Origin of the sequence: Parerythrobacter lacustris, from assembly GCF_024626475.1 — a bacterium.
Lineage (GTDB): Bacteria > Pseudomonadota > Alphaproteobacteria > Sphingomonadales > Sphingomonadaceae > Parerythrobacter_A > Parerythrobacter_A lacustris.
This window is the reverse complement of sequence record NZ_JANKHH010000001.1, coordinates 401,503-418,497: the sequence shown is the minus strand read 5'-3', so window position 1 is coordinate 418,497 and position 16,995 is coordinate 401,503. Positions and strand designations below refer to the sequence as shown.

At 65.6% G+C, this 16,995-nt stretch carries 18 protein-coding genes and 1 tRNA gene; 14 read left to right on the top strand and 5 right to left on the bottom strand.

All coding sequences use genetic code 11. From position 1 onward, the window contains the following. Nucleotides 1–55: 55 nt before the first annotated feature. Together NSO95_RS02115 and NSO95_RS02110 are read right to left on the bottom strand one after the other, a co-directional pair. Entirely contained in the window at nucleotides 56–667 is a 612-nt protein-coding gene (locus NSO95_RS02115) for a superoxide dismutase (RefSeq protein WP_257594488.1), read from the bottom strand. 98 nt (nucleotides 668–765) lie between these two features. After that, on the bottom strand, nucleotides 766–2,019 hold the full coding sequence (locus tag NSO95_RS02110) for a dicarboxylate/amino acid:cation symporter (RefSeq protein ID WP_257594487.1): 1,254 nt from the start codon (nucleotides 2,017–2,019) through the stop codon (nucleotides 766–768). 97 nt (nucleotides 2,020–2,116) lie between these two features. Between NSO95_RS02110 and glmM the strand changes: the two genes are divergently transcribed. The 3 genes from glmM to thiD are packed head-to-tail and all read left to right on the top strand — an operon-like array spanning nucleotide 2,117 to nucleotide 4,433. Next, complete coding sequence (gene glmM, locus NSO95_RS02105) at nucleotides 2,117–3,454, top strand: phosphoglucosamine mutase (protein ID WP_257594486.1); 1,338 nt, start codon at nucleotides 2,117–2,119, stop codon at nucleotides 3,452–3,454. Continuing rightward, nucleotides 3,454–3,678 carry a DUF1272 domain-containing protein gene (locus NSO95_RS02100; protein WP_257594485.1) on the top strand — a complete coding sequence of 75 codons (225 nt, stop codon included), beginning with the start codon at nucleotides 3,454–3,456 and terminating at the stop codon, nucleotides 3,676–3,678. Before glmM ends, NSO95_RS02100 begins: the two co-directional genes overlap by 1 nt. Continuing rightward, nucleotides 3,675–4,433 (top strand): bifunctional hydroxymethylpyrimidine kinase/phosphomethylpyrimidine kinase, encoded by a 759-nt coding sequence (gene thiD, locus NSO95_RS02095; protein WP_257594484.1) that lies wholly within the window; start codon nucleotides 3,675–3,677, stop codon nucleotides 4,431–4,433. The genes NSO95_RS02100 and thiD overlap by 4 nt, the downstream gene beginning before the upstream one ends. Nucleotides 4,434–4,449: 16 nt before the next feature. Here thiD and NSO95_RS02090 read toward each other — a convergent pair whose 3' ends face one another. Both NSO95_RS02090 and NSO95_RS02085 read right to left on the bottom strand, forming a co-directional pair. Next, complete coding sequence (locus tag NSO95_RS02090; RefSeq protein ID WP_257594483.1) at nucleotides 4,450–5,328, bottom strand: LOG family protein; 879 nt, start codon at nucleotides 5,326–5,328, stop codon at nucleotides 4,450–4,452. Nucleotides 5,329–5,381: 53 nt separating this feature from the next. After that, nucleotides 5,382–5,455 (bottom strand) — tRNA-Gln (locus NSO95_RS02085). A 170-nt stretch (nucleotides 5,456–5,625) separates the two neighbouring features. On the opposite strand from NSO95_RS02085, the gene NSO95_RS02080 reads away from it, so the two are divergent. Together NSO95_RS02080 and NSO95_RS02075 are read left to right on the top strand one after the other, a co-directional pair. Next, on the top strand, nucleotides 5,626–6,834 hold the full coding sequence (locus NSO95_RS02080) for a Ppx/GppA phosphatase family protein (RefSeq protein WP_257594482.1): 1,209 nt from the start codon (nucleotides 5,626–5,628) through the stop codon (nucleotides 6,832–6,834). Continuing rightward, the gene (locus NSO95_RS02075; RefSeq protein WP_257594481.1) at nucleotides 6,831–7,496 is read left to right on the top strand and encodes an RlmE family RNA methyltransferase; all 666 of its coding nucleotides are present in this window, start codon (nucleotides 6,831–6,833) and stop codon (nucleotides 7,494–7,496) included. The genes NSO95_RS02080 and NSO95_RS02075 overlap by 4 nt, the downstream gene beginning before the upstream one ends. Before the next feature lie 63 nt (nucleotides 7,497–7,559). Here the strand turns inward: NSO95_RS02075 and NSO95_RS02070 are convergent, their stop codons facing one another. Beyond that, the gene (locus NSO95_RS02070) at nucleotides 7,560–8,225 is read right to left on the bottom strand and encodes a c-type cytochrome (RefSeq protein WP_257594480.1); all 666 of its coding nucleotides are present in this window, start codon (nucleotides 8,223–8,225) and stop codon (nucleotides 7,560–7,562) included. 151 nt (nucleotides 8,226–8,376) lie between these two features. Between NSO95_RS02070 and NSO95_RS02065 the strand changes: the two genes are divergently transcribed. From NSO95_RS02065 to bla, 9 genes are read left to right on the top strand one after another with little or no spacing between them, the layout of a single operon-like run. Continuing rightward, complete coding sequence (locus NSO95_RS02065) at nucleotides 8,377–9,285, top strand: prephenate dehydratase (protein ID WP_257594479.1); 909 nt, start codon at nucleotides 8,377–8,379, stop codon at nucleotides 9,283–9,285. A 50-nt stretch (nucleotides 9,286–9,335) separates the two neighbouring features. After that, complete coding sequence (locus tag NSO95_RS02060) at nucleotides 9,336–10,031, top strand: hypothetical protein (protein ID WP_257594478.1); 696 nt, start codon at nucleotides 9,336–9,338, stop codon at nucleotides 10,029–10,031. Then, nucleotides 10,028–11,350, top strand: coding sequence for a DUF4350 domain-containing protein (locus NSO95_RS02055; protein ID WP_257594477.1), 1,323 nt, complete (start codon nucleotides 10,028–10,030; stop codon nucleotides 11,348–11,350). Before NSO95_RS02060 ends, NSO95_RS02055 begins: the two co-directional genes overlap by 4 nt. Next, nucleotides 11,347–12,309 (top strand): AAA family ATPase, encoded by a 963-nt coding sequence (locus tag NSO95_RS02050; RefSeq protein ID WP_436278015.1) that lies wholly within the window; start codon nucleotides 11,347–11,349, stop codon nucleotides 12,307–12,309. Before NSO95_RS02055 ends, NSO95_RS02050 begins: the two co-directional genes overlap by 4 nt. A 4-nt stretch (nucleotides 12,310–12,313) precedes the next feature. Beyond that, entirely contained in the window at nucleotides 12,314–13,648 is a 1,335-nt protein-coding gene (locus NSO95_RS02045) for a DUF58 domain-containing protein (protein ID WP_257594476.1), read from the top strand. Then, entirely contained in the window at nucleotides 13,645–14,721 is a 1,077-nt protein-coding gene (locus NSO95_RS02040; protein ID WP_257594475.1) for a stage II sporulation protein M, read from the top strand. Before NSO95_RS02045 ends, NSO95_RS02040 begins: the two co-directional genes overlap by 4 nt. Beyond that, entirely contained in the window at nucleotides 14,718–15,632 is a 915-nt protein-coding gene (locus tag NSO95_RS02035) for an RDD family protein (protein WP_257594474.1), read from the top strand. The genes NSO95_RS02040 and NSO95_RS02035 overlap by 4 nt, the downstream gene beginning before the upstream one ends. Further along, nucleotides 15,629–16,090 carry a GNAT family N-acetyltransferase gene (locus tag NSO95_RS02030; protein ID WP_257594473.1) on the top strand — a complete coding sequence of 154 codons (462 nt, stop codon included), beginning with the start codon at nucleotides 15,629–15,631 and terminating at the stop codon, nucleotides 16,088–16,090. The genes NSO95_RS02035 and NSO95_RS02030 overlap by 4 nt, the downstream gene beginning before the upstream one ends. Further along, nucleotides 16,087–16,992, top strand: a complete 906-nt coding sequence (gene bla, locus NSO95_RS02025) for a class A beta-lactamase (RefSeq protein ID WP_257594472.1) — start codon at nucleotides 16,087–16,089, stop codon at nucleotides 16,990–16,992. The genes NSO95_RS02030 and bla overlap by 4 nt, the downstream gene beginning before the upstream one ends. Nucleotides 16,993–16,995: the final 3 nt, after the last annotated feature.

Here is a 16,995-nt window from a genome sequence, read left to right as displayed (position 1 = left end):
CACGAAAAGGCCCGCCGCGCCCGATGGCGGGCCCATTCCTGCAACTTGATTTCCGTCAGGCCGGATAGGTCCAGGTCGTCCCGCGCGCGAGGTTTTCCGACGCGAAGGCCCAGTTGAGCTTCGTCTCGGTCACCGCCTTGAGATAAGCCGGACGCGCGTTCTGGTGGTCGAGGTAATAGGCGTGTTCCCACACGTCGATCGTCAGCAGCGGGTTGAAATCGCTGTCGGCCAGCGTGTCGCCATCGTGGGTTTCCTCGATCGACAGCTTGCCGCCCTTCTCCGCCAGCCAGACCCAGCCGCTGGCGAAGTGGCCTGCACCGCGATCCTGCAGCTGCTTGACCAGTTCGTCGGTCGAACCGAAGGCATCGTCGATCATCGACTGGAGTTCGTCCGAAGCCGAAGTGCTCTCCGCCGCCATCGAGTGCCAGTAGAACCCGTGGTTCCAGCTTTGCGCGCTGTTGTTGAACAGCCCCTGGTTGGAACCACGCGCGGCGGCAATCACCTCTTCCAGCGACTTGCCGGCCAGATCGGTGCCTTCGATCGCGGCGTTGGTCTTGTCGACGTAGGTCTTGTGGTGCTTGCCGTGGTGGAACGACAGGGTTTCGGCCGAAACTGCGGGGGCCAGCGCCGTGTCGTCATACGGCAGGGGGGTGAGATCGAATGCCATGGTAACTCCCTTATCCTTGGTCTTGTCATGAAAAGATCGTTGCGGGGTATGTAGGCACTACGCACAGGCGCGCAATGCGTTGCAGGAAACCCGCAGGCTTAATCTCCTGCGGCGCGGTCGACCGTAGAGGCGACCGCGACATTCATCGTGACATTGCCAAGTGTCCGCATGATGTCGGGCAGCATCTCGACCGCCACCAGCAATGCCAGCGGTTCGACCGGCACGCCCATCGCCAGCGCGATCGGGCCGATCGAGATGACGAAGCTGATCGATCCGGGCAGGCTGACCGAGCCGATGCTGATGATGAAGGCAACGCCTACGCCTGCAAGCAGGGAAAGCGGCGTGAGTTCGACGCCTGCGAGATGCGCAACATAGATCGCCACCGCCATGTTCATCGCCGGGCTGGTCGCGCGGAAGATCGCCACCGCCAGCGGGAGCGCGAAATCGGCCGTCGCATCGCGCAGGCCCAGCCGCTTCGCGCTGTCGAGCATGGCGGGAAGGCTGGCGAGCGAGCTCTGTGTGGAAATCGCCACTGCCTGCGACGGGATCATCGCCTTGGCAAAGGCCAGCGGGCTCCTGCGCCCGCCGATCATTGCCAGCAGATAGGCGGCGAGCAGGACCAGCGTGCCCATCGCGGTGACGATCAGAATGTAATGTGCAAGCGTGGCGAAGGCCCCGCCCCCGCTGCGCGCCGCAACCCCGACCGCCAGCGCGAACACGCCGATCGGCGCAAGCCACAGCACCCAGCCGATGATCGTCAGCATCGCGTTGGCCAATGCCTGGAAGAAATGTGTCATCGTGTCCCGCTGCCCTTCCGGCAATCGCGCGATCGCGACCGCGAAGAGCGCGAAGAACAGCGTCAACGGTAACATCGCGGTTTCGGCGGCGGCGGCGATCAGATTGGGCGCGACGAGCGAAGTCACGAAGTCGCCCAGACCGGGCACCTGCTGCGCCTCCGCCGTCTCGCTCAGCAGCATTGCGCTCGCAGCCTCGGGAATCGGAAAAACCGCGAGCAGCATTGGCATGAAGATCGCGCTGATCACCCCGCTCAGCACCAGCAGGCCAGCGACCAGCATCAGCATTCGCCGCGCGACCGCGCCCGCTTTTGCCGCCCGCGCCATCTGCGAGATGCCGAGCACCAGCAGGGCGGCGACCAGCGGGATGATGGTCATTTGCAAACCGCGCAGCCACAACGTGCCGACTGGTTCGGAAACGAGCAGGACGGATTCGAGGGCCGGTGTATCGACCAGCAGCAGCCCGATCAGCAAGCCTGCCACCAGTCCGCCGAAAGTCCACCATACCGGCAAGCGGATGGTCACCAGTTCGACCGGTTGTGTCCCCTCGGTGATCAAATCGCGTCACTCCCCTTTTCTTTGCCGCCTAATCGCGCCAGAAGCCCGTGGCAAATTCGGCCCGCTTTGGCGAGCATATTGAAGGCGAGATACATCGATGGGGCGCAAGTTCTTCGGCACCGACGGCATCCGGGGCGAAACCAACAAGGGCGCGATGACCGCCACCATGGCGATGCGCGTCGCACAGGCGGCGGGCAATCACTTCCGCCGCGGCGATCATCGCCACCGGGTAGTGATCGGCAAGGACACGCGCCTGTCGGGCTACATGATGGAAAGTGCGCTGGTGGCGGGCTTCACCAGCGTCGGGGTCGATGTGATCATGACCGGCCCCCTGCCCACCCCCGCTATCGCGATGCTCACGCGCGAAATGCGGGCGGATCTTGGCGTGATGATTTCCGCCAGCCACAACCCCTACAAGGACAACGGGATCAAGCTGTTCGGGCCCGACGGCTTCAAGCTGTCGGACGAGACCGAGATGGCGATCGAGGCGCTGATCGAAGCGCAGCCCGATCTGGTCCCTTCGGCCGAAATCGGTCGCGCCCGCCGGATCGAGGACGCGCGCGGGCGCTATATTCATGCCGTCAAGCAGTCGGTCAGCGATGAAATCCGGTTTGACGATCTCAAGGTGGTGGTCGATTGCGCCAATGGCGCAGCCTATCAGGTGGCTCCGTCAGCGATCTGGGAACTGGGCGCCGAAGTCATCACCATCGGCGTTTCGCCCAATGGGACCAACATCAACGACAAGGTCGGCTCGACCTCGCTCGATGCGGTCAAGGCGAAAGTCGTCGAGGAAGGCGCAGACATCGGCATCGCGCTTGACGGGGATGCCGACCGGCTGATCGTGGTCGACGAGCAGGGCAACGAGGTCGATGGCGACCAGATCATGGCGCTGATTGCAGGTCGCATGGCAGACAAGGGCGCGCTGCGCGGCGGCGGGGTCGTCGCCACGGTCATGTCCAACCTCGGCCTCGAGCGTTATCTCGGGACCCGCGGCCTGACGCTCGAACGAACCAAGGTCGGCGACCGATACGTGCTCGAACGGATGAAGCAAGGCGGCTTCAACATTGGCGGCGAGCAGTCGGGCCACATGATCCTGCTCGATCACGGGACGACGGGCGACGGAACGATCGCCGCCATGCGCGTCCTCGCCAGCCTGGTCCGCTCGGGCAAGCGTGCGAGCGAGTTGCTGCACGTGTTCGACACCGTCCCGCAACTGCTCAAAAATGTGCGTTACGACGGCAGCTCGCCGCTCGATGCCGACAGCGTCAAGGCGTGTATTGCCGATGCCGAGCGCGAATTGCAGGGCAAGGGTCGCCTGGTCATCCGTGCATCGGGTACCGAACCGCTGATCCGGGTGATGGCCGAAGGCGACGACGGGCAGCAGGTCGAGCGCGTGGTCGACCGGATCTGCGACGCAGTGCGGAACGCCGCCTGATGCTCGACATGCGCCCCGATTGCGAACGCTGCGGCACCGATCTGCCGGCCGAAGCGCCGGGCGCTTTCATTTGCAGCTTCGAATGCACCTACTGCGCCGAATGCGCCGACGCGCTCGATGATCGTTGCCCCAACTGCGGCGGCGAGCTGATGGACCGCCCGACGCGCGCAAAGGCGCTTCAGGATAAATATCCGCCTTCGAAAGAGCGCAAGTTCAAGGGATGATCCGCCCGCCGCGCATTCTCGCCATCGCCGGGTCCGACAGTTCGGGCGGCGCGGGTATCCAGGCCGACATCAAGACGATCACGATGATGGGCGGCTATGCGATGACAGCGATCACTTCGGTCACCGCGCAGAACACGCGCGGTGTCACCGCGGTCGAATCGCTCTCCCCCGAATTCGTGGCCGCGCAGATCGACGCCTGCCTGTCGGATATCGGGGTCGATGCGATCAAGATCGGGATGCTCGGCAATGCCGACATCGCCGAGGTCGTCGCGGACCGGATCGAAGATTTGTCCTGCCCGATCGTGTTCGATCCCGTCATGGTCGCGACCAGCGGCAGCGTGCTGGCCGACGAGGCAACGATCGAAGTGTTCGAATGGCTGATGGAACTGGCGACGCTCACGACCCCCAATGTGCCCGAACTGGCCGCGCTCGGTGGCGACGCAGCGATGGCCCGGCGCGGCGTCGCCTATCTTGCGAAGGGCGGCGACGCCGACGGCCCGATGGTGATCGACCGGCTGGAGCGGCCGGGCCTTGCACCGGTCGAATGGAACGAGGCGCGCATCGTAACCAAACAGACCCATGGCACGGGCTGCACACTGTCGAGCGCAATCGCCACCCGGCTCGCGATGGGCGACCCGCTGGAACACGCGGTCGCCGCCGCCCGCGCTTTCGTGCGCGAAGCCCTGATGGCTGCGCCGGGCTTTGGCCTGGGCAACGGACCGCTGGGCCATCAGGCGGTTGGGCGGAGGGACTAGGAGTCCTGACCCTAGCCTAGCACTTCAGGTCGTAGAATTCGGAGATGTGGCACCATGCGTCCTCTGCCGTCTCGCTCCAGTGGATCAGGTCGAGATCGGTGCGATTGATCGTGCCTTCCTCGGCCAGCGCCTCGAAGTTGACCACCCTGGTCCAGAATTCCTTGCCGAACAGCACGATCGGAATGCGCTGCATTTTCCCGGTCTGGATCAGCGTCAGCAGCTCGAAGAATTCGTCGAAAGTGCCGAAACCGCCGGGGAACACCGCCACCGCGCGGGCGCGCAGCAGGAAGTGCATCTTGCGCAGCGCGAAATAGTGGAAGTTGAGCGCGAGGTAGGGCGTCACATACTGGTTGGGCGCCTGCTCGTGCGGCAGGATGATGTTGAGCCCGATGCTTTCCGCCCCGGCATCGCTCGCGCCCTTGTTGGCAGCTTCCATGATCGACGGCCCGCCGCCCGAGCACACCACGAACTGGCGCTTGCCGCCTTCGATGATCGACTTCTCGCTGACCAGCTTGGCCAGCTTGTACGCCTCGCCATAGTATTTCGACTTGGCGACCAGGTTTTCGACAATCCGGCGCTCGTCATCAGGCAGGTCCTTGGCCCCTTCCAGCGCGGTCTCGGCAGCTTCGGGGGGCGGGATGCGCGCAGAGCCATACATCACCAGCGTCGAGCCCACCCCGGCCTCGTCGAGCAGCATCTCGGGCTTGAGCAGCTCGAGCTGGAAGCGCACGGGACGCAATTCCTCGCGCAGCAGGAAGTCGGTATCGCGAAAGGCGAGGCGATATGCCGGATGCCGGGTCTGCGGGGTGTCCTTGGTGCCGGCGTCTTCGAACCGAGCCTCTTCCTCGGCAGGATAGAATTTGCGCTGCGCGAGTTCGTGTTCTTTGTCTGTCATTCGGACCGCGATAGGAGCGCGGCGAAAGCTTCACAAGCATCGAAATGAGCGGCTGGATGCCCCGTGAGGATTCGAACCTCAATTGACGGAGTCAGAGTCCGTAGTCTTACCATTAGACGACGGGGCAATCGGCGCAGCTGGCCCATTAGGGGGCCGGCAAGGCGGCGCGGATAGGTCGGTTTGGCGCGCAGGTCAAGGGCGTTGGCGGCACTGCGCTTGCCCAAACCGGCTCACCGCTGTAGCATCCGGGCCAAGTCCCCGCGAATGGCTCGCGGGAGGAAAACGAAAGCTCGGTGCATGGCGGATTTTTTTCCGCCGGACGGTAACAAGGGGGCTGGCAAGAGAGGGGCTGAAAAGTCCGGCAGGGTAGCCGATTTCCGCTACCGTCCCCCCTCCAGGCCCGATGAATGCAAGGATGGCGGCAAGTCCCGCCACGGCGGTGATTCTCTTGCCCCGGCAGGTCCGGCGTCCGCGCAATCGCAGCGTACTTTCCAGCCAGGCGGCAAACGGCAGGCCTATGCCGCGCTCGACCTCGGGACCAACAATTGCCGCTTGCTGATCGCGCGGCCATCGGGCGAGGATTTCACCGTTATCGATGCCTTCAGCCGCGTCGTGCGCCTCGGTGAAGGCCTCGCGCTGTCAGGCCGGCTGGGCGATGCTGCAATGGAGCGCACACTGGCCGCGCTGCATGTCTGCGCCGACAAGCTGCGCCGCCGCAACGTCCATCTGGCACGCTCGGTCGCGACCGAGGCCTGCCGCAGGGCGGAGAATGGTGAAGCGTTTATCGAGCGGGTCCGCCGCGAAACCGGCATCGCGCTCGATATCATTTCGGCGGAAGAAGAGGCGCGGCTTGCGGTGCTCGGCTGCCATGTGCTGCTCGACGGCGGCGAGGGTCCGGCGGTCATCTTCGACATTGGCGGCGGCTCGACCGAACTGGTGCTGATCGAGCCGGGCGACCGGGTGCCGCATATCCTCGACTGGCAGAGCGTTCCATGGGGAGTAGTGTCTCTGACCGACATGGTCGACCGGGGGGAAAACGATCCGGTGCAGCGCGCCGCGCGTTACGCGGAAATGCGCCGGGTGGTGAGCGAGAGCTTCGCCGATTTTGCCCGCCGCATCGCGGACTATCGTTGCGACCTTTCACGCATCCGTCTGCTCGGCACCAGCGGTACCGTGACCACACTCGCCAGTCTTCACCTCGAACTGCCGCATTACGACCGCCGCGCGGTCGATGGGCTGGTCGTCCCGTCGCAATCGATGCGGGAAATCAGCACACGCCTCTCGCGCATGTCGTTCGACGAACGCGGCGAGTTACCTTGCATCGGGCCGGACCGGGCGGACCTGGTGGTAGCTGGTTGCGCAATCCTCGAATCGATCCTCGATATCTGGCCGGCGCACCGCCTCGGTGTGGCCGATCGGGGCATTCGCGAAGGCATCCTGCGCAGCCTGATGGCGGCCGACGCGCAGAGCGAGCGCCGGCTCAGCCGTTTGCGGGGCGGAGCATGACGCGGTCCGGACGCGACCCCGACAAGCGGGTCAAGAACGCGCGGCGCCGTTCGGCGTCGTCGAACCGCTGGCTCGAACGCCAGCTCAACGACCCTTACGTCAGGCAGGCCAAGGCCGAGGGCTATCGCAGCCGCGCGGCCTATAAGCTGATCGAGCTGGACGAGAAGTTCGGCCTGCTCAAGGGCGTGAAGCGCGTCGTCGATCTGGGGATCGCCCCTGGTGGATGGAGCCAGGTGGTGCGCAAGCAGGCCCCCAAGGCGGCGATCGTCGGGATCGACCTGCTCGAAACCGAGCCGATCGACGGGGTCGAAATCCTCCAGATGGATTTCATGGACGATGCCGCACCGGGCAGGCTGGAGGCTGCGCTCGACGGGCCGCCCGACCTCGTCATGTCCGACATGGCGGCGAACACGGTGGGCCACAAGCAGACCGATCACCTGCGCACCATGGGTCTGGTCGAGGCTGCAGCATGGTTCGCGGTGGAGACGCTGGAGCCGGGCGGCAAGTTCGTTGCCAAGGTGCTGGCGGGCGGGACCGACACCGAACTGCTCGGCTTGCTCAAGAAGCATTTCAAGAGCGTCAAGCACGCCAAGCCCCCGGCGAGCCGCAAGGGCTCGTCGGAATGGTATGTCATCGCGCAAGGTTTCAAGGGGCGCGACTGACCGCGCAACGCAAAGCGCCGCCCCGGTCGGGAGCGGCGCTTTCGTATTCCGGTAGTGGTTCGCTTATTCGGCGGGTGCAGCGGGGGCGGCCGCCGGAGCGGTGCCGGCACCCTCACCATCGGTCAGAGTATCGGTCGCCTCGCTGTCAGCGGTCGTGCCTTCGGGCGTTTCTTCCGCCTCGGCCGGCTTGGCTTCAACCACCGGTTTGGTCGGCGCACCGCCCATGGTTTCCATGTAAAGCATCAGGTTGGCGCGGTCTTCCGGCTTCGACAGGCCGGCGAAGCTCATCTTTGTCCCGTCGGCGAACTTGCGCGGGCTGGCGAGCCAAGCGTCCATGTTCTCCCAAGTCCAGTCGCCGCCGTGACCGGACAGCGCGGCGCTGTAAGCGAATCCTGCAACATGCTTGCCGATCGGCGCACCCATCACCGCCCAAAGATTCGGCCCGGTACCGTTTGCGCCGCCCTGTTCGATCGTGTGGCAGGTGCTGCACTTGGCGAACACCGCCTTGCCAGCCTCGGCGCTGCCCGTAGCGAGCAGTTCGGCGAGCGGCGGGCCCGATGCGGCGGATTCTTCCTCCGCAACGGCCACGGCATAGCCGAACTTCTTTTCCTCACCCTCGTGCTCCGACTCGGGCGGATCGAAATACATCCCGCTCACAATGGCGAGGCCAAGCGCCACGATACCCGATCCGAGGACCCAGCCGGCGATGGTGTTGCTACGATCTTCCATGCGTCGAATTTTCCGCAAACTGTCTGGAGGTGATGGTTCGGGCGTCGCTTTAGTGACAGGGCGCGCGCTGTGCAATAGCCGCGATTGCAGCGGATATTGTCCGATTTGCACCATTGCCCGCAATGCGGTGCGCGGTTAGGCGATTCCCGCAATGCACAGCTTTCCCACTCCCGCGCTTGCCATGGTCGAGCGGATGCAGGCCGAGGCCGCCAAGGATCCGTCGCGCGCGGTCGCCTTCCAGGGCTCGCCGGGGGCAAACTCGCACCGTGCTGCGGGAGAAGCCTGCCCCGACCACCTGCCCTTGCCCTGTTTCAGCTTCGAGGATGCGCTCGATGCGGTCAGGGACGAGCGCGCGGGTTGCGCGATCATCCCGATCGAGAACAGCCAGCACGGGCGGGTGGCCGATATCCACTTCCTGCTGCCCGAAAGCGGCCTGTCGATCGTGGGCGAACATTTCATGCCGATCACCCACGCGCTGATGGCGCTGCCGAATCCCGATGGAACGCTCGGCCCGTTCGAGGCCGCCTACAGCCATCCGCAAGCTCTCGGCCAGTCGCGCGTCTTCCTGCGCGAGCGCGGGATTACCCCGTTGAGCCATGCGGATACGGCAGGGGCTGCCGCCTTTGTCGCCGAGCGCGGCGATCCCAAAGTGGCGGCAATCGCGCCGAAACTCGCTGCTGAACTCTATGGTCTCACCATAGTCGAGGACCGGGTGGAGGATGCGCATGACAATATGACCCGCTTCGTCGTGCTGGCGCAGGAACCGCTCGACCCCGCGACCCTGGGGGAGGGACCGCTGATGACCACCTTCGTCTTCGAGGTGAAGAATATTCCGGCCGCGCTCTACAAGGCGATGGGCGGCTTCGCGACCAACGGGGTCAACATGACCAAGCTGGAAAGCTACCAGCAGGGCGCGAGCTTTGCTGCGACGATGTTCTATGCCGATATCATAGGCGCGCCAGGGGATCCGGCGGTCGACCGCGCGCTCGAAGAACTGGCCTTTCACTGCAAGGCATTGCGCCTGCTCGGCACCTACCGCCTGACCCGCGAACGTGGGTAGCATGATCGTGGCGCTTGAATCCGTCATATCCCTCTGTCACCTAGCATTTTGTGACTAGGGGTTCGGGTCAGGGCGCAGCCGAAACGGTAACAACAACCAGCGATGACAGCTGGGAGGCGATGCATGGCGACAGCTCGATCCAGTTCGCCCCGGTCGAACGTACGCCGATCGAGCAGCAGCCCCCCCCCGAACCGCGCGAACCCGGCTGGCTGGAGAATTTCTTCGATTGGCTGGGAAATCTGTTCGAACCGCTCGGGCAGATGTTCGGTGCGTCATGGCCGATCGTCAAATGGGTGATGATTGCGGCGGCCGTGGCGATGCTTCTGTACCTGCTCTACCGCCTGCTCGAACCGGTGTTCGAGTTCCGCGTGAAGAGGGATGCCGAGCCGGAAGAGGACTGGGTGCCGGAGCGCGAGGAAGCGCTGGCTCTGCTCGACGATGCCGACCGCCTGGCGCAGGAAGGGCGCTACGACGAGGCGACGCACCTGCTCCTGAAGCGCAGCGTCGGCCAGATTTCCGCTGCTCGGCCCGAATGGGTCGAACCATCGAGCACCGCGCGCGAACTGGCGGCGCTGGCTGCCCTGCCCGAAGCCGCCCGCGCTGCCTTCGGAGTGATCGCCGAGCGGGTCGAGCGCTGCCTCTTCGCGCTGCGCCCGCTGGCGCTGGAAGACTGGCAGGCCGCGCGCGCCGCCTATGCCGACTTCGCGCTGCAGAAGCTGACCGGGCGCGGGAGCCAGACCACATGAGCGAGCGAAGCTCCAATGCCTTTGACCCCCGGGTCGTGTTCGGCTTGCTGCTGTTCGGGGCGCTGGCGTTTTTTCTGACGCTCTATTTCATCGGCACCGGCCAGACGGGCGGGAGCGAGAACGACGGGCGCGCCCACGCGGTCAGTCGCGGCTTGACGGGCTATGCCGGCATTGTGAAGCTGCTCGAGGAAGAAGGACACGACGTCGACGTGTCGCGCAGCCGCGACAAGCTCGACCAGCGCAATCTGCTGATCGTCACCCCGCCGAAGTTTGCCGAGGCGGAGGATGTCGCGAAGATCATCGCCGACCGGCGCTATGTCGGGCCCACTCTCGTCGTGCTCCCCAAATGGAACGAGGCGCCTGCTTCGATGTTCGCCGGCCAAGACGTCGAAGAGGGGTGGGTTGAACTGGTCGGAGCCTCGGTTCCGGATTGGGCGGAAAATCTCGACGAGGCGCAGAAGGATTCGAACGGCAACCTCGGATACTCGCTGCCGGTCGAACTCAATGTCGAGGTCGCCGAGGGACTGCCCAGTTGGCGCGGGATGGACCGAAGCGGACGGCTGCCCGACGGCATGGCGGTGCAGGAGATCGAGCAGGGCAACCTCGTCGGGCTGGTGTTCAGCGCGCGCGGCAAGCCGCTCGCCGGGTATCTCGACGACGGCGGGTACTATCCGGCCTACGAGGAAGCGGCAGGATATAATGCCGACGCCGATCCCGAAAATTACGGCGGAGAGCAGTATGGTGTCGTGATCGTTGCCGAACCCGATTTGCTCAACAATTACGGTATGGCCGACCGCACCCGCGCCGAGCTGGGTCATGCGCTGGTCGACATGGCGATGGACGGGGACGAGCTGCCGATCGTGTTCGACGTGACGCTCAACGGGCTTGGCGGGACGCAGAACCTCCTGACGCTCGCCTTCACCCCGCCGTTCCTCGCCGCGACCCTGTGCCTCATCCTCGCGATGATCGTGGTCGCATGGCGCGCCTTCAAGCGCTTTGGCCCACCGGCCGCCGAAGGTCGGGCGATAGCCTATGGCAAGGCGCAGCTGGTCAGGAACAGCGCGGGCTTCATCCAGCGCACGCGGCGGCTGCATCTGCTGTCCGGGCCTTATGCCTCCATGATGCGCGAACGGATCGCGCGCGCGCTGGCGCTGCGCAAGCCGGACGATGCGGCGATCGACGCTGCGCTCGCCCGCCGACTGCCCGACGAACCGCCCTTTACCCGCACCCTCGCTGCGCTGCGCAACGCGCGCACGCGGGCCGAAATCGTTCGCGCCGCCGATGCGCTCAAGTCAATCGAAAGGAAGCTTGCCCGATGACCATGACCCTCGACGACGTGAGAGCGCTCGCCGGTTCGATCCGCGCCGAAGTCGCCAAGGCGGTGGTCGGCCAGGACGAAACGGTCGAGCACCTGCTGGTCGCGCTGATGAGCCAGGGCCATGTGCTGCTCGAAGGCCCGCCGGGCACTGCCAAGACTTTTCTTGCCCAGTGCTTTTCCGCCTCGATCGGGCTCGACTTCGGGCGCATCCAGTTCACGCCGGACCTGCTGCCCGGCGACATCCTCGGCTCGAACCTGTTCAACTTCCAGACCAGCCAGTTCACCCTGACCCGCGGGCCGATCTTCTGCGAGCTGCTGCTGGCCGACGAGATCAACCGCACCCCGCCCAAGACCCAGGCGGCGCTGCTCGAAGCGATGCAGGAACGCCGGGTGACGCTGGACGGTGAGACCCACGCCCTGCCCGAACGCTTCATGGTGGTGGCGACGCAGAACCCGATCGAGAACCAGGGCGTCTATCCGCTGCCCGAAGCGCAGCTCGATCGCTTCCTGTTCAAGCTGCTGGTGCCCTACCCCAGCGTCGAGGAAGAAGCCCGTATCGTTACCCGCTTCGGCCAGCGGCAGGGGCCGCAGCGCCCGGCGGACTTCGGCATCGGCGCGGTGACCGATGCCGCGAAGCTGGCTGAGGCCAGCGCAGCCATGGCGGGCGTCACCGTGGCGGAGGAGATCGTGCATTATGTCGTCCGGCTGATCCGGGCGACGCGCGAGAATGCCGAAATTTCCAGCGGGGCGAGCCCGCGCGCGGCGGTGCTGCTGGCCAATGCAGCCCGCGCTCGCGCCGCGCTGCAGGGCCGCGACTATGTGATCCCCGACGATGTGAAGGCGCTCGCAACCGCCGTCCTGCGCCACCGCCTGATGCTCAGCCCGGCAGCCGAGATCGAAGGCCGCGCAGTCGAAGCTCTGGTCGGCGAGATGGTCGAAAGCACCGAGGCGCCGCGCTAGGCCAATGCGGTTCAATTTCCCCATTCTCCCGACGACAAGAGCGGCCTGGCTCGCTGCGATCGCTGCACCGATCGCGGTGGTGGTGGCTGCGGCTGCGCCGGGGGCATGGGTTATCGTTCCGGCGGCGGGCGTCGCGCTGCTGGTGCTGATCCTGCTCGACGGCGTGCTGGCGGGGAGGCTGGCCGACTGGCGGTTCCATGCCCCGGCGGACACCGAAGTGGGCGAGCCGATGGAACTGGTGCTGATCGGTGAATTTGCCGGGCGCGCTGCGTTTTCGCGCCCGATGGTCGCGCTCGAAGTTGACCCCCGGCTCAGTGCGGACGGGCGCTGCGAGTTCCGTCTCGCCCGAGATAAGGAGACTGCCAGCTGGCAGGGCGAGGCGACACTGACTCCCGTAAGGCGTGGACCCGCCACGATCGGCCGGATGTGGATCCAGTGGTCGGGTCCGCTCGGGCTCGGTGCGCGGCAGTTGCGGCACGATCTCGACCGGACGGTGCGCGTGTGGCCCGATCTCTCGCCGGTCCGGTCGCCCGAATTGCAGAACTATTTGCGCGACGCGCAATTCGGTTTGATCGCGCGGCGCATCCGCGGCGAAGGCACCCAGTTCGAAGCGCTGAGCGAATACGAGGCGGGGATGGACCGTCGCCGGATCGACTGGAAGGCGAGCGCGCGCCACACCAAGCTCTACGCCCGCGAGAACGAGAGCGAGCGCAACAACCAGATCGTCTTTGCGTTCGATTGCGGACAGGCGATGTGCGAGCCGGTCGAGGGGCTGCCACGGATCGACCGCGCGGTCAGCGCGGCGCTCACTGCATCCTACGTCGCGCTCAAAGGCGGCGACCGCGTTTCGCTGTTTGGTTTCGCCCAGCGGCCCGAAGTCATGACACCCTTCGTCGGCGACACGCGGATGTTCCACCGCCTGCAGTCGGCGGCGGCGGAGCTGGAGTATCATCCGGAGGAACCCAATTTCACCCTCGCGCTGGCGACGCTGACCGGCAAGCTCCAGCGCCGATCGCTGGTGGTGCTGTTCACCGACTTCACCGATCCGACCGGCGCGGAACTGATGATCGAGAGCGTCGGAAGGCTGGTCGAGAAGCATCTGGTGCTGTTCGTCACCATCGAGGATGTCGAGTTGGCCGAACTGGCCGACACCGAGCCAACTTCGCTCGACGAGCTTGCAGTCGCTGTGACCGCCGATACCCTCTCCCGCCAGCGCGCGCTGGTGCTCGAACGGCTGCGCCACATGGGTGTCGATATCATCGAGGCACCGTGGGACCAGATCGGCTATCGCCTGATCGATTCCTATCTCGACATCAAACGTTCAGGGGCCATCGGATGAGCACCGCAGCCGGAACCATCCTGCCTGCCACCAAGGGTCCGATCGTCAACCGGGTCGAGGCGACCAGCGCGATCGAAACCGCCGCGCTGCGTTCGGACCGCTTCCGGCTCGAGCGCGAAGGCGAATGGAAGCGGCTCGAAACCATCCTCGGCGCGATGGAAAAGGGGCGCTTGCGCCGCCTGTCGGACGACGATGTGCTGGCCCTTCCGGCGCTCTACCGCATGGCAGCGTCGAGCCTTGCGGTCGCGCGCGAAACCTCGCTCGATGCATCGACGCTGGCCTATCTCGAATCGCTGGTCCAGCGCGCATGGTTCCAGGTCTATGGACCGCGCGTCGGCTTCTACCGCTGGTTCGGCAAGTTTCTCGGCGGCAAGCTCAGCCAGTCGGTGCGCGATATCTGGCTCGACATCTGCATCGCTTTCGCGGTGATGATCGCGGGGACGATCGTCGGATGGCTGGTGGTCGCACGCGATCAGGAATGGTTCTACACGCTGGTCCCCGCGGAATTCGCGGACAGCCGCCAGCCCGGAGCGAGCCGCGAAGTGCTGCTGGAAACGCTCAAGGTCGAAGAGAGCGCAAGCGGCATGTCGGCCTTCGCCGCGCAGCTGTTCACCAACAATTCGTCTGTCTGCATCCTCGCCTTCGCGCTGGGATTCGCGTTCGGGATCCCGTCGCTGCTGCTGCTGGTGCAGAACATGGCGCTGCTCGGCGCGTTCCTGTGGCTCTACAACAGCCAGGGCCTGCTGCCCGAATTCTCCGCCTGGCTGGCGGTACACGGGACGACCGAATTCTTCGCCATCATGCTGTCGAGCGCGGCGGGCATCCATATCGGGCGCAAGATGGCCTTTCCCGGGCGGCGCAGCATCCTGTCGGCGGCATCGGAAGCGGGTCAACGCGGGGCGCAGGTGATGGTCGGCGTGGTGCTGATGCTGATCTTCGCCGCCGTGCTCGAGGCCTTCCCGCGCCAGCTCGCGAGTACGGAGACGCGCGGACTGATTGGCGGCTTCATGCTGATCTTCTGGCTGACCTATTTCTTCGCTTTCGGGCGCAATCGCGAAGCGGAGGCAGCATGAGCACCCTGGCCTACGATCCCAGATCGCACCGCGGGCGGCGCCAGCGCCAGATGGTGACGCCAGAGGGCATCGCCCTTCCGCTCACCGTCGGCGCGCGGGGTTCACGCGCCGGGGCGCTGATCCTCGATTATGTAATCCTGCTCGTCTCGACCGTCGCGATCATGATCGCGCTGTTTTACATCGCGGAAGGGGTCGGGCTGACGGGCAATTTCGAGGAAATCTCCGGCGCCGGAGAGTTCATGATCATCGTCATCAGCCTGTTCTGGTTCATCGCGTGGAACGGCTATTTCATGGCCTTCGAGCTTGGCCCGCGCGGGGCGACACCGGGCAAGCGCGTGCTCGGCCTGCGCGTCGCGAGCCGGGACGGCGGGCGGCTTACACCCGAAGCGGTGATCGCTCGGAACCTGATGCGCGATATCGAGCTGTTCATGCCGCTGATCCTGCTGATCGTCGCGCCGTTCGGCATGGCGGGGCTCGCCGGGTGGGGAGCGCTGTTGTGGTTCCTTGTCTTCATGCTGTTCCCCTTCTTCAACAAGGATGCGATGCGCGCGGGCGACATCATTGCGGGAACCTGGGTGGTCGAAGCGCCGCGCAGCAAGCTCGCCGCCGCACTTTCGACCGCCGGGGCGGCGAGCAAGGGGACGAGCACGCTGACGGGCGCGGCCTACAAGTTCGGCGACGAGGAATTGTCGGTCTATGGCGAGTACGAGCTGCAGACGCTCGAACGCGTACTGCGCGACAACCGGCCAGAGGCGCAGCAGGCGGTGGCCGAGGCCATCTGCCGCAAGATCGGCTGGAACCCCGGGGCGGGTGATGAACGAGCGTTTCTCGAAGCCTTCTACGCCCAGCTGCGCGCACGGCTCGAAGGCGGCATGCGCTTCGGCAAGCGCAAGGCGGACAAGTTCTCGTGACCTACGCCATTCGCCGCGACGATCTTACGGGCGACAAGGTGGTGGCGCTGCTCGCCCTGCATCTGGAAGAAATGCACCGCTGGTCGCCCGCGTGCAATGTCCACGCCATGCCGGTCGAGCGGCTGCGCGAGCCCGACGTGACCTTCTTCGCCGCATGGGACGGCGACGAACTGGCGGCGGTCGGCGCGCTCAAGCACCTCGATGCGGAGCGCGGCGAACTCAAGTCGATGCGCGCCGCGCCGGAGTATCGCGGCAAGGGTGCGGGAGAGGCGATCCTGATCGCGCTGCACGAAGAAGCACAGCGGCGCGGCTACAACTGGCTCGGCCTCGAAACCGGGCGGCCTGAGCCGTTCCGGCCAGCGCAGCGATTGTATGAGAAGCACGGATTTGCCGAATGCGCGCCGTTCGGCAATTATGTGTCGGACGAATTCAGCCTGTGCATGGAGAAGGCGCTGTGAAATTCGACCGACGCACGCTGATCGCCGGAGGGCTGGCGGCGGGCGCGAGTGCCTGTGTCCCGCCCGCCACCGGGATCGGCGGAAGGCTGTCGTCGAGCCTGCGGATCATCGAAGCGGCGGCCAACGGCACGCTGGGCGCGGCGATCTACGACACGGGCACGGGCGTCTTCGTGTCGCACAACGGCTTTGCGCGCTTCCCCCATGCGTCCTCGTTCAAGCTGTCGCTCGCGGCGATGGTGCTCAAGCTGGGCAGCGAGGGCAGGCTGGATGTGGCGAAGGTCGTCGCCTGGCCGGAGAGCGCCCTGCTCGGCAATTCGCCTTTCACTACCGAACGCGTGGGGCAAGGCGCGACGCTGCTCGAACTCGCCGAAGCGACCCAGAAGCTGAGCGACAACACCGCCGCCAACGTGCTGCTCGAACAGGTCGGCGGACCGCAGGCGCTGACTGCGTTCTGGCGTTCGATAGACGACGAGAAGAGCCAGCTCGACCGTTACGAGCCCGATCTCAACGCTGTGCCGGTGGGCGAGGTGTTCGATACCACCACGCCCGACGCGATGGCGAAGACGGTGGCCGAGCTGATATATGGCACGGTGCTGCCGGTCGACGCCTCCGCAAGGCTGCGCAAATGGATGATCGACACCGCGACCGGCCTCGACCGCGTGCGTGCGGGATTGCCCGAAGGCTGGATTGCGGGCGACAAGACCGGCACTTCGCTCGCGCCGGGGATGCGCAGCGTCTATGTCGATATCGGCTTTGTCGAGCCGCCGGATCGCGCGCCGCTGACCTATGCCGCCTATTGGCGCGCCAGCCAGCAACACTTCAAGATCGAGCCCGCCGCGATCGGCGTGCTGGCCGAGGTCGGACGGGTGATCACGCGGCTGGTGACCACCGGCAGCGCCTGACAC

What these genes read in the sequence shown, in the direction of transcription:
- NSO95_RS02065 (WP_257594479.1), top strand. Translation starts at nt 8,377, where the DNA reads ATGCACAGCTTTCCCACTCCCGCGCTTGCCATGGTCGAGCGGATGCAG.
- NSO95_RS02070 (WP_257594480.1), bottom strand. Translation starts at nt 8,225, where the DNA reads ATGGAAGATCGTAGCAACACCATCGCCGGCTGGGTCCTCGGATCGGGT.
- thiD (WP_257594484.1), top strand. Translation starts at nt 3,675, where the DNA reads ATGATCCGCCCGCCGCGCATTCTCGCCATCGCCGGGTCCGACAGTTCG.
- NSO95_RS02075 (WP_257594481.1), top strand. Translation starts at nt 6,831, where the DNA reads ATGACGCGGTCCGGACGCGACCCCGACAAGCGGGTCAAGAACGCGCGG.
- NSO95_RS02040 (WP_257594475.1), top strand. Translation starts at nt 13,645, where the DNA reads ATGAGCACCGCAGCCGGAACCATCCTGCCTGCCACCAAGGGTCCGATC.
- NSO95_RS02045 (WP_257594476.1), top strand. Translation starts at nt 12,314, where the DNA reads ATGCGGTTCAATTTCCCCATTCTCCCGACGACAAGAGCGGCCTGGCTC.
- NSO95_RS02035 (WP_257594474.1), top strand. Translation starts at nt 14,718, where the DNA reads ATGAGCACCCTGGCCTACGATCCCAGATCGCACCGCGGGCGGCGCCAG.
- NSO95_RS02115 (WP_257594488.1), bottom strand. Translation starts at nt 667, where the DNA reads ATGGCATTCGATCTCACCCCCCTGCCGTATGACGACACGGCGCTGGCC.
- NSO95_RS02055 (WP_257594477.1), top strand. Translation starts at nt 10,028, where the DNA reads ATGAGCGAGCGAAGCTCCAATGCCTTTGACCCCCGGGTCGTGTTCGGC.
- NSO95_RS02050 (WP_436278015.1), top strand. Translation starts at nt 11,347, where the DNA reads ATGACCATGACCCTCGACGACGTGAGAGCGCTCGCCGGTTCGATCCGC.
- NSO95_RS02080 (WP_257594482.1), top strand. Translation starts at nt 5,626, where the DNA reads ATGGCGGATTTTTTTCCGCCGGACGGTAACAAGGGGGCTGGCAAGAGA.
- glmM (WP_257594486.1), top strand. Translation starts at nt 2,117, where the DNA reads ATGGGGCGCAAGTTCTTCGGCACCGACGGCATCCGGGGCGAAACCAAC.
- NSO95_RS02100 (WP_257594485.1), top strand. Translation starts at nt 3,454, where the DNA reads ATGCTCGACATGCGCCCCGATTGCGAACGCTGCGGCACCGATCTGCCG.
- NSO95_RS02090 (WP_257594483.1), bottom strand. Translation starts at nt 5,328, where the DNA reads ATGACAGACAAAGAACACGAACTCGCGCAGCGCAAATTCTATCCTGCC.